The organism is Streptomyces coryli (assembly GCF_011044975.1).
In the GTDB taxonomy this organism is placed as follows: domain Bacteria; phylum Actinomycetota; class Actinomycetes; order Streptomycetales; family Streptomycetaceae; genus Streptomyces; species Streptomyces coryli.
The window spans coordinates 1-685 of the sequence record NZ_JAAKZV010000589.1 but is presented as its reverse complement, the minus strand read 5'-3'; the positions used below and the strand labels follow the sequence as shown (position 1 = coordinate 685).

The 685-nt window shown below is 73.3% G+C and carries 1 protein-coding gene; it reads right to left on the bottom strand.

Translation table 11 applies throughout. From position 1 onward, the window contains the following. Window positions 1-657, bottom strand: a 657-nt coding sequence (locus G5C51_RS42335; RefSeq protein WP_165246269.1) for an NAD(P)H-hydrate epimerase, incomplete at its 3' end; no start/stop codon positions are given. Between the last annotated feature and the right edge of the window lie 28 nt (window positions 658-685).

Genomic DNA, 685 nt, shown 5'->3' with positions numbered 1-685 from the left:
GACGTCGGCGTGCTGCAGGGCCTCGAGGTCGGGGTGCTCGGGGAGGTGCGGGGTGAGGCCGATGTCGATGAGCCGGAGGGCACCTACGCGCTCGGCGCCCGGGTCGATCAGGAGTCCCGGTTTGTACGCCCCGAAGGTGACGGTGGCGGCTGCTGTCACGGCGTCGCCGCCTACCTCGCCTGTGTCGGCGTCGATCCCGCTGGGGAGGTCGACGGCGACGATGGGCGCGGTGACGGCGCGCAGCAGCTCGGCGGCGTCGTCGCGGAGGCTGCCCTTGCCGCCGATTCCGACGATGCCGTCCAGCACGAGGTCGGCTTCGCCGAGGGCCTTCGCTGGATCGTCGGCTGTCCGCCCACCGGCTTTGCGTAGGGCCGCCAGACCGGCTGCGTGCGCACGCTCGGGGCGGAGGAGGACGGCCGTCACTGCGGCCCCGCGGCGGGCCAGGCGGGCGCCGGCGTAGAGGGCGTCGCCGCCGTTGTCGCCGGAACCGACGAGGAGGGTGATGCGGGCTCCGTACACACCCACACCGTTCAGCATCTGGCCACAGGCGGCCGCAAGTCCGGCAGCGGCGCGCTGCATCAGGGCACCTTCGGGCAGCTGCGCCATGAGCGCGGCTTCGGCGGCACGGATGGTCTCGACGGCGTAGGCAGTCCTCATACGCCCAGTCTGCCTCTGTGGGGCGGGT